This window comes from Breoghania sp., assembly GCF_963674635.1.
Lineage (GTDB): Bacteria > Pseudomonadota > Alphaproteobacteria > Rhizobiales > Stappiaceae > Breoghania.
The window spans coordinates 1,823,719-1,838,401 of record NZ_OY771475.1 but is presented as its reverse complement, the minus strand read 5'-3'; the positions used below and the strand labels follow the sequence as shown (position 1 = coordinate 1,838,401).

Genomic DNA, 14,683 nt, shown 5'->3' with positions numbered 1-14,683 from the left:
GCGTTTTTCGAGACGGCTTATTTCAAGGAGACAGACATGGGCGCGCAAAGGGGCAAGGACCTTCTGCTGAAACTCGATTCCGATGGCGCGGGCACCTTCGTGAGTGTGGCGGGCCTGAGGGCCAGACGCATCGCCTTCAATGCGGAAACCGTCGATGTGACCGACAGTGACAGCGCGGGGCGCTGGCGGGAATTGCTGGAAGGGGCAGGCATGCGCCGGGCAGGACTTTCCGGCGGCGGCATCTTTCGCGATGGGGCGTCGGACGCGGCGGTGCGCGAGATCTTCTTTGCCGGCGCCATCCGCGACTGGCAGGTCGTGATCCCCGATTTCGGCACCGTGTCCGGCCCCTTCCAGCTCACCGCGCTGGAATATGCGGGCGAGCATGCGGGCGAGGTTTCCTACGAGATGGCGCTGGAATCGGCGGGTGCCTTGAACTTTACCGCCGAATGATCGGCCAGACGCACCCGGGATTATCGGCAAGAAGCGAAGTGAGGAGGCGATGATGGTCAATCGGCACAGGGGCGAGATCGAGGCGATGCTGGACGGGCGGCGCTGGACGCTCTGTCTGACATTGGGCGCGTTGGCGGAACTGGAAGATGCTTTCGGCGTCACCGACATGGGCGCGCTTGCGCAACGGTTTGCCGAAGGGCGGCTTTCGGCGCGCGATGCGGTGCGCATTCTGGCAGCAGGTTTGCGCGGCGGCGGCAACATGGTGGAGGACGAGCACGTGGAAGCCATGACCACCGTGGGCGGGGCGGCGGGCTTCGCGGCCATTATCGGCGACCTGCTGCGCGCAACCTTTGGCGGCGAGGCGGAGGATGGCAGCGAGGAGGAGTGGTGCGCCTTCACCGCGCAAGCAAGCGATGCGAGCCCGGCCGGGGAGGCGGGAGAGGCATCGCGCCCTTTCGCCGGGTAGAGCGGGTGGAGCCCTTTCCCTGGGCGGAGGTCCTGCATTTCTGCCTGAACCACCTTCGGTGGCCGCCACAAACCGTCTGGGCGGCGACCCCGCGCGAAGTGGCGGCGGCCCTTACCAGCGCCCCCGTCACGCACAAGGGATCCAGGCCCGCGCGTAGCGGTCTGGAAGCCTTGCTCAGGCGATACCCCGATCGTCCTGCAAGCGCCTGACCCGATCAAAAGCCAGAATGAGGTCTGTCCATGCCCGAACCCGACGATGCCGCCATCGATCTTCCTTTCGAGGATCTTGCCCGGTTCCGTGCCGAGATGCGGCTGCTGAATTCCTCTGCGGGGGATTTTTCCAACATCCTGTCCGGTGCGTTGCGCGGAGCCGTCATGCAGGGGCGCAGTCTTGACGACATCCTGCGCAGGGCCGCCTTGCGCTTTTCAAGCCAGATCCTCTCCCGTTCCCTGTCGGCGCTGGGCAATTCGCTGAGCTCCAGCCTGACCAGGGCCTTTTCCGGCAGCGGTTCCCCGATTGCCTTTGCCAAGGGCGGCACGGTGCGCGCCTTCGCGCAAGGCGGCGTTGTCGCCGCGCCGACCTATTTTCCGATGGCGAATGGAGAGACCGGGCTTGCGGGGGAGGCGGGGGCGGAGGCCATCCTTCCTCTTGCGCGCGGTGCGGACGGACGTTTGGGGGTTCGCGGCGCGGGCGGCAATGCGCCGATTTCTGTCACCTTCAACGTGACGACGCCGGATGCGGAGAGCTTTCAAAGGTCGCGATTGCAGCTCTCAAAATACATTGCCCGCGTTGCCGGACGGGGGCAACGCGGGCTGTGACACCACCCACCGCGAGGAGGGGCTGCGGCGGCGGTGCGTGGGTCTCCGGCACGGGGAGGGGAGGGGAAGTCCGTCCCGGAGGCCTGGTTGATGCCATTACCCACTTTGGCCATCTTGGATGACCGCTGAGCGCGGCGGAATGAAATTCGTCAATTTCAATCGGGCGAAATTTCACAATCCGCCCAAGCCTGATCAGCCGATCGCGCCAGCGTCGCGCAACAGGTCGGCGATCTCGTCCTTGAGGACGAGGCGTTCCTTCTTGAGATCCTCAGCCGCCACATCGCTTGCGGGCTGCACCTCGCTCTCGATGAGGTGGATCTCGTGATTTACCTGCGCATAGCGTTCCGCCAGCGTCTGAAAATGGGGATTGGCCATTTTCAGCTGATGCAGAACCTCTGCGGCTTCGGGGAATTCCTCCTGCAGCTCATGCGGCACATGCGTCATGGGCGTCTCCTCCTCCTCCATCCGGAAACGATTGTTGCGCGGCCTTGGTCGCGGGCGACATGACCCAAATCAAATTGCCGGGGCAAAGTGAGCCATGACGAGCATCAGATCATTTCATGAGGTGCGGTTTCCCGTCGCAGTCGGCTTCGGCTCGACCGGCGGGCCGGAACGGCGCACGGATATCGTTGCGCTCGGATCCGGTGGCGAAAGCCGCAATGCGCGCTGGGCGCGCTCGCGCCGCCGCTACGATGCGGGCTACGGAATTCGCAGTTTCGATGACCTGGCTGCCGTCGTCGCCTTTTTCGAGGAACGGCGCGGACGGCTCTACGGCTTTCGCTTTCGCGATCCGCTGGACTGGAAATCCTGTCTGCCCTCCCGAAAGCCGACCCCGACCGATTGCGCATTGGGCACCGGGGACGGCGAGACAGCCGCGTTTGGCCTTGCCAAGACGTATGGAACGGGTGCGGCCGCCTATCGGCGTTCGATCTCGAAACCCGTGGCAGGCACGGTGCGCGTGGCGCTGGATGGGGTGGAGCAGACATCCGGCTTTGCCCTCGACGAGACAACGGGTCTCATAACCTTCCAGGCGGGGGCGGTCCCGGCTTCCGGTGTGGTCGTGAGCGCGGGGTTCAGTTTCGATGTGCCGGTGCGTTTCGACACCGACCGGCTCGACATCTCTCTCAGCCATTTCGAGGCGGGCGAAATCCCGCAGGTGCCCATCGTGGAGATCCGCCCATGAAGACGCTCGATCCCGGCCTTGCCCAACATCTGTCGGGCAGCGCGACGACGCTCGCCACCTGCTGGAAAGCCACGCGCGGCGATGGCGTCGTGCTGGGCTTCACCGATCACGACGAAGATCTTGTTTTCGAGGGCGTGACCTATCTGGCCGACAGTGGACCGGAGGCGAGCGAGGTCTCGACCGGGCCGGGGCTGGCGGTGGGCGGCAGCGAGATCTCCGGCGCGCTGAACGATCTGGTGCTTTCCAATGCCCTGTTGTCGGAGGCCGATCTGTCTGCAGGGCTGTGGGACCGCGCACGCATCGAGGTGTGGCGGGTCAATTGGGCGGCTCCTGAGGAACGCGTTCTGATGCAGGTGGCCGAAATCGGCGAGGTCACGCGGGCCGATGGTGCTTTCCGGGCGGAATTGCGTTCCCTGGCACAAGGTCTTGAGGAAGTGCGCGGGCGGGTCTTTTCCCATGTCTGCGATGCCGATCTGGGCGATGCGCGCTGCGGTGTCGATCTTGAGGCGGCCGGATTGCGCGGCTCCGGCGTGGTGAGCGCGGTCACGGGAGAGCGGCGCATCCTGGTTGCCGGGATCGACGGTTTTGAGGAGGACTTCTTTGCGCGCGGGCTGTTGCGTTGGGCAACCGGGGCGAATGCGGGCCGCGCGATGGAGGTGGCCTCCCATGGTACGCAGGTGGCGGGCGCGGTGCTTGATCTGTGGCTTGCGCCTTCCGCGCCTATCGCCATCGGGGATGCCTTCACTGTCACGGCAGGTTGTGACAAGCGGGCTGTGACCTGCCGAGCAAAATTCGCAAATATCGAGAATTTCCGGGGCTTTCCGCATATGCCCGGAAACGACTTCGCGCTTTCCTATCCCACGCGCGACACCGGCGTGAACGACGGCGGCAAGCTGGTCGACTAGGGCATTCGGCGGGGGCTGCCCCGGACGAGAGCGGGAATATGCGACGTGGCCGATCCTTCGAGACGGTCGCTTTGCGACCTCCTCAGGATGACGTTCCCGTGTTGATGGTTTTCGGCATCTGGGAAGTCCGTCACACCCACGACGTCATCCCGAGGAGACCCGCCACACCCACAACGTCATCCTGAGGAGGCCCGATAGGGCCGTCTCGAAGGATAGGCCCCACACTCTGGCCTAACGACACTCTGGCCGAACCCCACACTCCGGTCGCTCCCGTTCCCGCCCTTCCTCCAGCAGATCCGGCATCCCATGACACAGCTCAGCTACACGCGGGCCGCCCTCGTTGCCGAGGCGCGGGACTGGCTCGCCACGCCCTATCGCCATCAGGCATCGCTGAAAGGCGTGGGCGCGGATTGCCTCGGCCTCATTCGCGGCGTCTGGCGCGCCTTTCACGGGAGCGAGCCCGCCCCCATGCCCGCCTATACGCCCGATTGGGCGGAAGCGGGCGGGCGCGAGCAATTGTTGGCGGCCGCCAGAGCGCATCTTCACCCGGTCGCCATCGAGGCGGCACGTCCCGGTGACGTGTTGCTCTTCCGCTTTGCGCATGGCGCGCCCGCCAAGCACACCGGCATCCTTGCCAGCGGCGACGGTGCGTCCGGCACCTTCATCCACGCCTATGAGGCGGCCTCAGTCACCGAAACCCGGCTCGGCGGCTGGTGGCGTCGCCGTCTCGTCTTTGTCTTCCGCTTTCCCAATGTGAGTGCGTGATGGCTACTCTTGTCCTTTCCACCATCGGCCAGGCGGTCGGCACGGCAATCGGCGGCCCGATCGGCGGCCTGATCGGGCGCACGGCTGGCGCTCTTGCCGGTCAGGCCATCGACCAACGGCTTTTCGGCTCAAAAACCCGTGTCGAGGGCGCCAGGCTCGCCGATCTCGATGTGCAAGCCTCCACGCAAGGGGCGTCCATCCCGCGCCTTTACGGGCGTTCTCGCCTGACGGGGCAGGTCATCTGGGCGACCCGGTTCGAGGAGGTTGTGAAACGCGAGGAGCAATCGGGCGGCAAGGGGGGCGGGGGCGGTTCCGCAACAGAGGTCACCAGCTATTCCTATTACGGCAATTTCGCCGTGGCGCTTTGCGAAGGTTCGGTCAGTCATTTCGGGCGGATCTGGGCGGACGGCAAGTTGCTCGACACCTCACGCCTGACGATCCGCCGGTATCGTGGTGATGAAACGCAGGAGCCGGACCCGCTGATCGAGGCGAAACAGGGCACGTCGCGCGCACCGGCTTATCGCGGAACGGCTTATCTCGTTTTCGAGCGTCTGCCGCTTACAAGCTTTGGCAATCGCCTGCCGCAGATTGCCGTGGAGGTGGTGCGCGCGGTCGGACGGCTTGAGCCGATGGTGCGTTCCGTCTGCCTGATCCCCGGGGCGGGTGAATTCGTTTATGCGGGCAGGCAGGTGAAGCTCAATGCGGGGGCCGGAACAAGCGCGCTCGCCAATCGTCATGTCGTCCATGCGGGAACTGACTGGGAAGCCTCGCTCGATGAGCTTCAGGCGCTTTGCCCCAATCTAGAACGTGTGGCGCTGGTGGTTTCATGGTTCGGCACGGATCTGCGCTGCGGGACCTGCCAGATCCGCCCCATGGTGGAGGATCATGTCACCCGAAGCGCCGGTGTGATCTGGGCCTCGGGTGGTCTTGCCCGCCCACAGGCGCAAGCCGTCTCGCAAAAGGACGGACGGCCCGCCTATGGCGGTACGCCCGCCGATGTGAGCGTGATGGACGCAATCCGGGACCTGAAGGCGCGCGGACTGAAGGTAACGCTCTATCCCTTCGTGCTGATGGATGTGCCGGAGAGCAATGGTCTGGCCGATCCTTTCGGCGGCAGCGAGCAGGCGGCCTATCCCTGGCGCGGGCGCATCACCTGTCACCCGGCAGCCGGTCAGCCTTCAAGCCCGGACGGGACCGCGGACGCGGCCTCGCAGGTGGCGGATTTCGTTGGGGCGGCAGCCCCCGGCGATTTCACTGCGGGCCCCTTGACCATTTCCTATTCCGGCCCGGCGGAATGGTCCTGGCGGCGCTTCATCTTGCATTACGCCCATCTGGCGGCGGCGGCGGGCGGGGTGGACGCCTTTCTGATCGGATCGGAAATGCGCGCGCTGACGACCGTGCGCTCCGATGACGGGTATCCCTTTGTCGATGCGCAAGTTGCGCTCGCCGCCGATGTGCGTTCGGTGCTGGGGGAGGCTTGCGCGCTCTCCTACGCCGCCGACTGGTCGGAATTCGCCAGTCACCGCCCCGACGACGGCTCGGGCGATGTCACCTTTCACCTCGATCCGTTGTGGTCGTCTTCCGATATCGATTTTCTCGGCATCGACTTCTATGCGCCCCTGACGGATTGGCGTGACGGGGAGCATGCGGACAGTGCCGGGGCGCTCGATCCATATGACATGGCCTATCTGCGCTCACGTATTGCGGGCGGGGAGTATTTCGACTGGTATTACGAGAGCGAAGCGGATCGCCTCGCCAATATCCGCACGGCCATCTCGGATGGAACCCGTGGCAAGCCCTGGGTGTACCGGGCAAAAGACCTGGTGGGCTGGTGGTCGAATGTCCACCACGACCGCCGTGCTGGGGTGGAGGCGGCAACGCCAACTGGCTGGGTGCCCCGATCAAAGCCCATATGGTTGACCGAACTCGGCTTTCCCGCCATCGACCGCGGGGCGAACCAGCCCAATGTCTTCTACGACCCGAAATCGTCGGAGAGTGCGCTGCCGCACTTTTCCAACGGTGCGCGCGATGATGGCCAGCAGCGCCGGGCGCTGGAAGCATCCCTGAGCTGGTGGTCCGGCGATCATCCGGATTTCGGTATGGGGGATAATCCGGTCTCGCCTGTCTATGGCGGGAGAATGGTTGATGCCGGCGCCATCCAGCTCTGGGCCTGGGACGTGCGTCCGTGGCCCGCCTTTCCCGCCGATCTCGGCAGCTGGTCGGATGGCGAGAACTGGCAGCTCGGCCATTGGCTGAACGGACGGCTGGGCGGGGCCGATCTCGACGGGCTTCTGCGGGAAATTCTCGCCGATTTCGGCGTCGGGATGAACGATCTCGATATTGCCGCGCCTGCCAGGGGCGCTGACGGTTTTGTCATCCCGGGACCAACGAGTGCGCGGGCGGTGCTGGAACAATTGGCCGAGACCTTCGGCTTCGTTGTCGCCGATACCGGTACCGCGCTTGTCTTCCGTTCGCGCCTTACCCGTCCACTAGAGCTCTCGCGCGGTGACCTTGCCGAAAGCAATGCGGAAACCGCGCTGGTGAGCATCACGCGGGCGCAGGAATCGGAGTTGCCCGCGGAAGTCAGACTGACCTTTACCGACCCCTTGCAGGATTTTGCCCGTGTCTCCGTCGCCTCGCGGCGGCTTGCGGGCCGGAGCCGTCGTGTCACGGACGCCGATCTGAATGTCGCAGCCGATGTCGGTTTGATGCAAGTGACCGCGGAGGCCCGCCTTCGCGATGCCTGGGCGGGGCGCGAACGCTATGCTCTCGCCCTTCCTCCCTCCGGCGGTGTGCAAGCCCTGTCGCTGGAGCCGGGGGATCTCATTCGCCTTGAGGGAAAGCTCGTCCGCATTTCCGGCATCGAGGATGGGGCGATGCGCCGTATCGAGGGCGTGAGTGCCGCGCCCGATCTCCTGCGCGAACGCCCACCCGCATCCCTTGCGCGCCGCTCCGCGCTTCCAAGCGCGGCGGCAGCCCCCGCCGTGGAGTTCCTCGACCTGCCGCTTCTGAAGGGAGACGAGTCGGCGACGGCCTTTCGGGCGGCCGCCTTCGCACGGCCATGGCTCGGTGGCATGGCGGTGTGGCGTTCGGCAAGCGGGGAAGGGTTTGAGGCTGTCGCCGAAATCACCCAGCCCGCCACCATGGGCGAGCTTTCGGCCAGGCTCTATCCCGGCCCAACCGGGCGCTGGGATCGGGTCAATACCATCAATGTCCGGCTTTACGGCGGTGCGCTTTCCTCTCGTGCCGAACTGGATGTGCTGGCGGGTGCGAATGTTGCCGCCATCCGTTGTGATGACGGCGGCTGGGAGGTCGTGCAATTCGCCCAGGCAGAACTGACGGGCGTCAATGAATGGCGGCTGAGCGGCTTGTTGCGTGCCCAGGCGGGCACCGATGCGGCCATGGCGGCGGGCGCATCGGCGCGCGCCTCCTTCGTGCTGATCGACGCAGCCCTGCCATTGATCGATGTGGGACTGGATCGTCTCGCGCTGCCGCTTCACTGGCGCGTCGCTCCGCTTGGTCGGGCCCTCGACGATGAGGCGGTCACTTCGCTCCGGTTTGCTGTGGAGGGTGTCAAGTTCCGCCCCTATGCGCCGGTTCATGTGACGGCGCGGCGCGCGCCGTCCGGCGACATCACGATCACATGGCTGCGCCGGACGCGGATTGGCGGCGACAGCTGGGCACAGGCGGAAGTTCCTCTGGCGGAGGAGGTGGAAAGCTACCGTCTGGATATCCTCGATGCCCCCGGCGGCACGACGCTTCGCACAATCACAGTCTCCGATCCGCAAGCAAGCTACCCCGTCTCCGATCAGATGAGCGACTTCGGCGCACCGCCGGACGTGCTGCATCTCTCGCTCAGTCAGATTTCGCCGAGTTTTGGTCCCGGAACCCCGAGGAGGATCACCCTTCATGTCTGATACTGCGCGCCTGTCCCTGCCGCTGATGGAAGCGGCGCAATCGGCAAAACACGTCACCCATAACGAGGCGCTCGTTCTGCTCGACACTTGGGTGGGGCTCAATCTGCTCGACCGCGATCTCACCGGGCCCCAAGGCGGGGAAAGCGATGGCGATGCCTATCTCGTGGCTGGTCCCGCTTCCGGCGACTGGACGGGGCAGGAGGGCCGGATCGCATCCATGATCGACGGCGGTTGGCGCTTTTATGACGCTTTCGAGGGGCTTATGGCCCATGTGGCCGACGAGGAGACGTTTGTTGTATTCGCCAATGGTGGCTGGGTGGACCTTGCCACGCAACTCGCCCTGCAGAATCTGCCTCGGCTTGGTATTGGCACCTCCGCCACGGAGACCCAGCGCCTTGCCGTGAAATCCGATGAGGTGATCTGCTCCCACGACGATGTGACGCCCGGCACCGGAAATGTGGTGGTGACGCTGAACAAGGCTGCCGACGTGAAGGATGCGGGGCATGCCTACAAGGTCGGCTGGCAGGCTCGCGCGCTGGCGGGCCTCTTTGGCGATGGCGACTATCGGGTGAAGGTCTCCGCCGATGGCGCGACCTACATGGACGCACTGGAGATCGATCACGCGACCGGTATTGTGTCGTTCCCCTCCGGTGTCGCCGGGGTGCGCGAGGCCCTGAAAGCACCGCGCACTTACCATGTGGACGGTGCGACCGGTGCCGATACCAATGACGGCATGAGTGCTGGATCCGCTTTCGCCACGATCCAGCGTGGTGTCGACGCAGTGGCGGCGATCGATCTGGCCGGACACTCCGCCACGATTTCGGTGGCTGCAGGAACCTACGCGGAGATGGTGGTTCTGAAGGACCTGATTGGCGGCAAGTGCCTCATACAGGGACGCAGCGGCATCGCCTCTGACGTGATCGTCAGGCCCTCGGTTGGATCCGCGTTTCTTGGTCTGGGAATTCGCGGGACATGGGAACTTCGGCACATTCAGATCGGCGGATCGACCAGCATATCTCGCTGTATCCACCTGGACAGCGGCCGCCTCGATTTTCGCAACATCATCTTCGACAAGGTCGGCACAGCCTTTAACCAGGCGCATATCTATGCACTCGGCTCAGCTGAGATCAACGGTATCGGCGACTACGCGATTATCGGCGGTGGGGGATGTCATTTCTATGCCGATGGGCGGGGCTTGATCAGTGTCTATGGGCGAACAGTCACGCTGACAGGGGTCCCCAACTTCCTGGCCCGATTTGCGGCCGCGAGCACCTTGGGCTGTGTCTACCTGCCGAACAATGTGTGGAGTGGCAACGCGACCGGACAGCGGTACTTCGCTCGTGTGCGGGGCACGGTATTTGTGAATGGAGCTGGAGCTACCTATCTGCCGGGGGATGTCGCAGGAGCATTGAGCGAGGAAGCCTGGTGTGGCTGACATAACCGAGGAACGATACCGCCAGGCACGCAATCGGGGGAATACTGGAATTCACCTTTGGAAATATGTCACGTTGGCGCCCAAACAATCATGTCTGGGTGCTTTTTCTCAGATCGGTCAACGAGAAGCTGCGAAAGCATGGCTTTAATCCGTGATACTGTTAGAGAAGCTGGCTGGCGCGCGCGCGGTGTCTGAGGGCATGATTTCCGCGTGTCCGTAAACAGTCTGTAGCAACATAAGAGCTGCGTTTGGATTGTTCTTGCGGCACATGTCAAAAAAAGATCTCAATGAACCTGAATTTTTAAGTTTTGCGGCAAGATCGTGTTTGGCCTTTACAATGAATGTCGTAATATTAATTCCATTCTTGATCATGGAGATATGTTGCATGTCAATCGGATCTTCACCGGCGCCCAGCACGAAGTAGCGGCAGCGCGAGCTAATGTGGTCATTCAGATTCCCGGAGCGGTATTTTGAAATTTTCTGCTGGTAGACGGACCACCTTTTATCAAATGGTATAATGCTCGGGTCAACTGAGAATTGAGGCACAATTGATATCACCAAAGAGGCATTTACCTCACTCGAGAAAAGCAAGGCCCCGTATCCACCCATTGAATTTCCGAGTAAAATAGTTTCTTCGATTTCGTATTTGGACTGAATGTCGCGAATGGTGCGCACTATAGATTCGTGTATGACTTCATCGTTGTACCATGATGTACTTAAATCTGATATGTATATTGAGGTGAACTCGCCATTATTATTTGTCGATTTTATAAATTCTCCGGGTCGATCTCCCATTATACCATGTAGTATTCCTGTGAAAGCTACAAAAAGTGTTTTTCTCTTGCCTGGAAGTAAGTTAATGCGGAGCTTCTCGCTGGACATCAATGATATCATGATGGGGTGAAACTCCGCAAATCTCTTAGAATATGAATGGGAATAATTGGGGGAGATTCCGTAGGGAAAGTAAATACACTGTGTAGCCTTGTCATCGCAAGGGGCAACCCGAGCGCTGGGCACCATGAAGCCTAACGAGATGGCTGCGCGTTAATCATCATCCTGCGCAACAGTTCTGCTGGCCACTTCAAGGCGAGATAGTCGGCCGAAAGCGCGTCGGCGATGTGCCTTGCACGGTCTATGTCGCCGTCTGCCAGAACAGCCCTGATTTTTGATAGTTCAAGCATGGCTCGCCTGCCCGGTTCAGCGAAGCGGGTCTGTATCTTGTCGAAGATCGTTATCTTATCACTCGTCGAGAGGGAGCGGACTTCGTCTGCCATCTGGACTGAGGTGGCGGATTTAATGGGTTTGATCACCTTGAACAGGGCACTGCTGCAGCAAGTTGTCAGATGTTCAAAGTGATCCGACATCAGTTCCATGGTCAAGGGTATCCATGGAACCAGTTCGTGGAAATAGTCCTGCTGTATGACAATGCTCTCCTGAGCAATCAGGTGCGGGAAGAAATTAGTTATCGCAAATTCATTTATGTTTTCGGTATTGAGGAAATCAAGAAACAGAATATCGATCTGTTGATCGTCTTTCCATGGAAAATTCCGGACATCTCCTTTGATGACGGAAGTGTATCTTATGAACTCGCCAACATTGTGAATGTACTCCCGGAACAGGTAGTCCGGGTCATTGCTTGCTTTTCGGCTTAAATTCACTTCGACGAAGTGGCGAACATAATCGGTGGTCTCAAATAGGTCGTATGAATAGATCGCCTCTCGTCCGTAGGACTCATCTGTGCTTTTTTCACGCCAGGAAAGAGCCTGTCCAAAGCAGACCGTGGAGGCTCCCAGAAACGCCCCCCCGTCAACGATGTGCTCGATCTTGCGAGGAAATGTCCGCGTGATCTCAAAGAGCATCATGTTTTCTTCGGCATCCATCATCGATGGCACCCTGCCGATCCATTTCGCCCGAGGGCCAGCCCAGGCGCGGTCAATGATCGATGACGAATAGTCGGAAAAATTGTTCGCCATGAGAATCGCCTGAAAGGGAAATAAGAAGTGTGTATTCATTCTCATTCAGAAGATAAAGTCTATATTATGAGTAATTGAAATACAAATATTATACTATAATAATAGTTAAAAATACTAAGCGGTCTGTGGGGGCTGTTCCGGCCTATAAGGATTCAATTATGCAAACGAGTGAACGGGGGAAGGCGTTTGTCGCCGCCCACGAAGGCATTGTGCTGCGTGCCTATCGGGATGTGGCCGGCGTCTGGACCATCGGGGTTGGACATACGGCGCGGGCAGGCGGGATCCGGCCCAAGGCGGGCATGACCATCACCCGCGAACAAGCCCTCGCCCAGCTTGAACAGGATTTGCGCCGGTTCGAACGCCGGGTGAAAGCGACAGACGCTTTCAAGGCTGAACACGCATTCGACGGGGCGGTGTCCTTCGATTTCAATACCGGGCGTATCCATAATGCCTCCTGGGTCGCGCATTATCGCAAGGGGCAACCCGAACGCGCAGAGACCTCGCTGATGCAGTGGATCAAGGCGGGGGGGCGCGCATGGCCGGGCCTTAAACGTCGTCGTGCCGCGGAAGCCGATCTCATCTTTCGCGGGCGATACGGCGGTAAGCGCGGGGACGCCGCTGACGCGGACAGTGGACATGCTGCGCCGAATACGGCGGAAGAGATCTCCACCCTTCAGCGTCAGTTGCACACGCTGAAACTCTACCGCGGCGCGATCGACGGGATAGCTGGCCCCCTGACGATCGCCGCCATTCGCACTTTTCAGGCAGCCCATCCCCAGCTTTCTGTTGACGGCATCGCAGGTCCGGCGACGCGGGCGGCGCTTGCGCGGGCGCTCAAGGCCCGACAGGCGAGCCTGCAGGCCACGAGCGGTGCTGTGTGTGCAGGTGGGGCGGCGGTGGTCGCCTCCACAGATGCTGACGTCACAAGCGCCTTTGACCTTTGGTTCCTTGTGTCGGGCGGCGCGCTTGTCGTCGCGCTGCTTGTCGCGATCCTCATTGCATGGCGCTATCGCGATGAATGGCGGGTGCTGATCTCGCGGCTTTGATCCTGTTCTCTCTGAATGGAAAGAAGGAGCCTCCCATGGCTTTTCCGATTGCTTTGCTCGTTCCCATTCTGGCGGAAGTGGGCGCGCCGCTTCTCAAACGTCTCGTTTCGCAACACACGGGCGGACAGCTGGGCGAGGCGGGGCAGGCGGTCATCGATGCGCTGGCAGCACGTCTTTCGACAAGCGCTTCGCCGCAAGCCATCAAAGAGGCCTATCGCATCGACCCGGAGACCACCGCGAATGCCATCCGGGCCGTGGAAATCGAACGGCGGGACGAGTGGGCGGACATGCTCGCCAACGTCAATGCCACCATGCGCGAAGAGGGGCGCGCCACCGGCCTGTTGCAGAGAACCTGGCGTCCGATCTTCGGGCTGGGCTACGCGCTCTGTTTCGTGGCCCTGGCCTTGACCCTGGTGCGCGCGCTTTGGCGCGGAGATGTCGCAGCGATCAATGCGCTGGCGGCGATCTCGGGCTTCCTCATCGCCTTTTACGGGATGGGCGCCTCCGTTCTCGGCGTCTATGTCTGGCAACGCTCGGCGGAAAAACGGGCCGGTCAGGCTTGACGGGTCATCGCGTGGTATCATTCATGTGCCGTTCACGCTCATACCCTTAGGTTTGGCGATCATGAATCACTGTGCGGCCAAGGGCCTGAAAATGCGGATATCGGTTTGCGTGCTCGCATTGGTGGGCGCGCTGTTTGTCGTCGCGCCGTCTGTGGCAGGCGCAGGCTGCCTGAACGGCGGCGAGATGCGTGGCGCGGTCAGTGCCGGACAGGCGAAACCTCTGGGCGCCATCATGCGTGGCATCGGTGGCGGCCAGATCGTTCGTGCCGAATTGTGCCGGCGCTCCGGCGGACTGGTTTATCTGGTCGATGTGCTGAAAGGCGCGCGGGTCGAGCATCTGGTCATCGATGCAAGAACCGGCCAGATCTTGATGCGACGTTGACCGGGCGAACCGGTGAAAGGATATCGGCCCGAAAACCGACCGGGGCCGCAAGCAGAAACCAAGGAGATGCGCCGTGCGGCTGCTCGTTGTCGAGGATGATCCCGATCTCAACCGTCAGCTCGTGGAAGCCCTGAAGGAGGCCGGTTACGCGGTCGATACGGCCACGGACGGCGAGGATGGGCATTTCCTCGGTGATACCGAACCCTACGATGCGGTGGTGCTTGATATCGGCCTGCCGAAGATGGACGGGCTTACGGTCCTTGAGACATGGCGCGGCGATGGTCGCACCATGCCGGTGCTGCTGCTGACGGCCCGCGATCGCTGGTCGGACAAGGTGGCGGGCATCGATGCGGGGGCGGATGATTATGTCGCAAAGCCCTTCCACATCGAGGAAGTCCTTGCCCGCCTGCGCGCCTTGTTGCGGCGGGCGGCCGGGCATGCCAGCAACGAACTTGTCTGCGGGGAGGTGCGGCTCGATACACGCACCTCGCGCGTGACCTGCAAGGGCAGCCTCATCAAACTCACGTCCCATGAATACCGCCTGCTTGCCTATATGATGCACCATACCGGTCGCATCGTCTCGCGCACGGAACTGACCGAACATCTCTACGATCAGGACTTCGATCGTGATTCCAACACCATCGAGGTGTTCATCGGGCGGTTGCGCAAGAAGCTCGACACCGATGTAATCGAGACTGTTCGCGGGCTCGGATACCGTCTGAACGATCCGGACGCTCCGGGATCGGACAGCGAAACCGCTCGTGGCGAGAGCGCATAGCG

Annotated in this window: 16 protein-coding genes; 13 read left to right on the top strand and 3 right to left on the bottom strand. The window is 61.9% G+C overall.

All coding sequences use genetic code 11. The features are described from left to right. Positions 1–36 precede the first annotated feature (36 nt). Genes ABGM93_RS08080 through ABGM93_RS08065 form a run of 4 tightly spaced genes read left to right on the top strand, consistent with a single transcriptional unit; the run spans position 37 to position 1,734 of the window. Positions 37–450: a phage major tail protein, TP901-1 family gene (locus tag ABGM93_RS08080; RefSeq protein WP_319771970.1), complete on the top strand. Its 414-nt coding sequence runs from the start codon at positions 37–39 to the stop codon at positions 448–450. Between the two features lie 52 nt (positions 451–502). Further along, positions 503–916, top strand: a complete 414-nt coding sequence (locus tag ABGM93_RS08075; protein ID WP_321505784.1) for a gene transfer agent family protein — start codon at positions 503–505, stop codon at positions 914–916. Further along, positions 835–1,125, top strand: coding sequence for a phage tail assembly chaperone (locus ABGM93_RS08070; RefSeq protein WP_321505135.1), 291 nt, complete (start codon positions 835–837; stop codon positions 1,123–1,125). Before ABGM93_RS08075 ends, ABGM93_RS08070 begins: the two co-directional genes overlap by 82 nt. Positions 1,126–1,155: 30 nt before the next feature. Then, positions 1,156–1,734 carry a phage tail tape measure protein gene (locus tag ABGM93_RS08065; protein WP_321505133.1) on the top strand — a complete coding sequence of 193 codons (579 nt, stop codon included), beginning with the start codon at positions 1,156–1,158 and terminating at the stop codon, positions 1,732–1,734. Between the two features lie 192 nt (positions 1,735–1,926). On the opposite strand, the gene ABGM93_RS08060 is transcribed toward ABGM93_RS08065, so the two are convergent. After that, a complete protein-coding gene (locus tag ABGM93_RS08060) occupies positions 1,927–2,178 on the bottom strand; it encodes a DUF465 domain-containing protein (protein WP_319771966.1) in 252 nt (83 codons plus the stop codon). A 94-nt stretch (positions 2,179–2,272) separates the two neighbouring features. Between ABGM93_RS08060 and ABGM93_RS08055 the strand changes: the two genes are divergently transcribed. From ABGM93_RS08055 to ABGM93_RS08035, 5 genes are all read left to right on the top strand, one after another. Then, positions 2,273–2,917 carry a DUF2460 domain-containing protein gene (locus tag ABGM93_RS08055; protein ID WP_321505130.1) on the top strand — a complete coding sequence of 215 codons (645 nt, stop codon included), beginning with the start codon at positions 2,273–2,275 and terminating at the stop codon, positions 2,915–2,917. Next, positions 2,914–3,822: a DUF2163 domain-containing protein gene (locus ABGM93_RS08050; protein WP_321505128.1), complete on the top strand. Its 909-nt coding sequence runs from the start codon at positions 2,914–2,916 to the stop codon at positions 3,820–3,822. Before ABGM93_RS08055 ends, ABGM93_RS08050 begins: the two co-directional genes overlap by 4 nt. A 306-nt stretch (positions 3,823–4,128) precedes the next feature. Next, positions 4,129–4,587, top strand: a complete 459-nt coding sequence (locus ABGM93_RS08045) for an NlpC/P60 family protein (RefSeq protein ID WP_321505126.1) — start codon at positions 4,129–4,131, stop codon at positions 4,585–4,587. Then, the gene (locus tag ABGM93_RS08040; protein ID WP_321505124.1) at positions 4,587–8,504 is read left to right on the top strand and encodes a glycoside hydrolase/phage tail family protein; all 3,918 of its coding nucleotides are present in this window, start codon (positions 4,587–4,589) and stop codon (positions 8,502–8,504) included. Before ABGM93_RS08045 ends, ABGM93_RS08040 begins: the two co-directional genes overlap by 1 nt. Beyond that, a complete protein-coding gene (locus ABGM93_RS08035; protein ID WP_321505122.1) occupies positions 8,497–9,939 on the top strand; it encodes a DUF2793 domain-containing protein in 1,443 nt (480 codons plus the stop codon). Before ABGM93_RS08040 ends, ABGM93_RS08035 begins: the two co-directional genes overlap by 8 nt. Before the next feature lie 144 nt (positions 9,940–10,083). On the opposite strand, the gene ABGM93_RS08030 is transcribed toward ABGM93_RS08035, so the two are convergent. Both ABGM93_RS08030 and ABGM93_RS08025 read right to left on the bottom strand, forming a co-directional pair. Next, entirely contained in the window at positions 10,084–10,821 is a 738-nt protein-coding gene (locus tag ABGM93_RS08030; RefSeq protein ID WP_321505120.1) for a hypothetical protein, read from the bottom strand. 143 nt (positions 10,822–10,964) lie between these two features. Further along, positions 10,965–11,912, bottom strand: a complete 948-nt coding sequence (locus ABGM93_RS08025) for a hypothetical protein (RefSeq protein WP_321505118.1) — start codon at positions 11,910–11,912, stop codon at positions 10,965–10,967. Positions 11,913–12,070: 158 nt separating this feature from the next. On the opposite strand from ABGM93_RS08025, the gene ABGM93_RS08020 reads away from it, so the two are divergent. The 4 genes from ABGM93_RS08020 to ABGM93_RS08005 all read left to right on the top strand — a co-directional run bounded on the left by ABGM93_RS08020 (position 12,071) and on the right by ABGM93_RS08005 (position 14,681). Further along, positions 12,071–12,958 carry a peptidoglycan-binding protein gene (locus ABGM93_RS08020; protein ID WP_321505113.1) on the top strand — a complete coding sequence of 296 codons (888 nt, stop codon included), beginning with the start codon at positions 12,071–12,073 and terminating at the stop codon, positions 12,956–12,958. Between the two features lie 35 nt (positions 12,959–12,993). Continuing rightward, entirely contained in the window at positions 12,994–13,521 is a 528-nt protein-coding gene (locus ABGM93_RS08015; RefSeq protein WP_321505111.1) for a 3TM-type holin, read from the top strand. A gap of 61 nt (positions 13,522–13,582) precedes the next feature. Continuing rightward, complete coding sequence (locus ABGM93_RS08010; protein ID WP_321505110.1) at positions 13,583–13,903, top strand: PepSY domain-containing protein; 321 nt, start codon at positions 13,583–13,585, stop codon at positions 13,901–13,903. A gap of 73 nt (positions 13,904–13,976) precedes the next feature. After that, complete coding sequence (locus tag ABGM93_RS08005) at positions 13,977–14,681, top strand: response regulator transcription factor (RefSeq protein ID WP_321505108.1); 705 nt, start codon at positions 13,977–13,979, stop codon at positions 14,679–14,681. Positions 14,682–14,683: the final 2 nt, after the last annotated feature.